We start from the raw sequence: 627 nt of genomic DNA on the forward strand, positions 1-627 counted from the left end.
GCATGATCACAAGGGCTTGGACATACGGCGGAACATTTCCGGGCCCGACCATCATGTCACGCACCGGCCGGCGCACCATTGACCAAGATGACGTCGCCAAGCACACCGTTCATGTATTCAGTCGCAACGTCACCGGCTTCGGTGAGTGGATATTGGAAGGCGCCATCCGCGGCGAATGACCGATCGGCGATCATCAGCGGGATATCACGAGGTCCATTCGGCAGCGGCAGACTCTGTTCTTCATCATCTCGGACGATGTGGAAGCCGGCGAGTCCTCGCCAAACGGATTGGCCGGTATAGCTCATGCGATGGTCGTGGTACCACAGTGTCGCCGCGCGTTGTTGCATCGGGTAGATGTATTCGCGTTGTCCGACAACGGAGTTGCGCGACATCCCATGAACCATATGGGTGTGCGCACTCATGCTTTCCGGCGTTTGCGGATCGATGAGGTCAAGCGGATAACCGTCATGGTCGGGCGGGGTATGGCCGCCATGTAAGTGCACTGCAACGGGCACGGGTAGGGTGTTGCGGTGACGAATCACGGTGCGCCGGCCGGTGCGTGACATGATGGTCGGGCCCGGAAATGTTCCGCCGTATGTCCAAGCCCTTGTGATCATGCCGGGCAGT

Annotated in this window: 1 protein-coding gene; it reads right to left on the reverse strand. The window is 59.5% G+C overall.

Going from position 1 to position 627, the window contains the following annotated elements; all coding sequences use genetic code 11:
* Nucleotides 1–56 precede the first annotated feature (56 nt).
* Nucleotides 57–627 (reverse strand): multicopper oxidase family protein (locus tag A5652_RS16090; protein WP_156745377.1); only part of this gene is annotated, 571 nt, incomplete at its 5' end.

This window comes from Mycobacterium sp. 1165178.9 (assembly GCF_001673555.1).
GTDB lineage: Bacteria > Actinomycetota > Actinomycetes > Mycobacteriales > Mycobacteriaceae > Mycobacterium.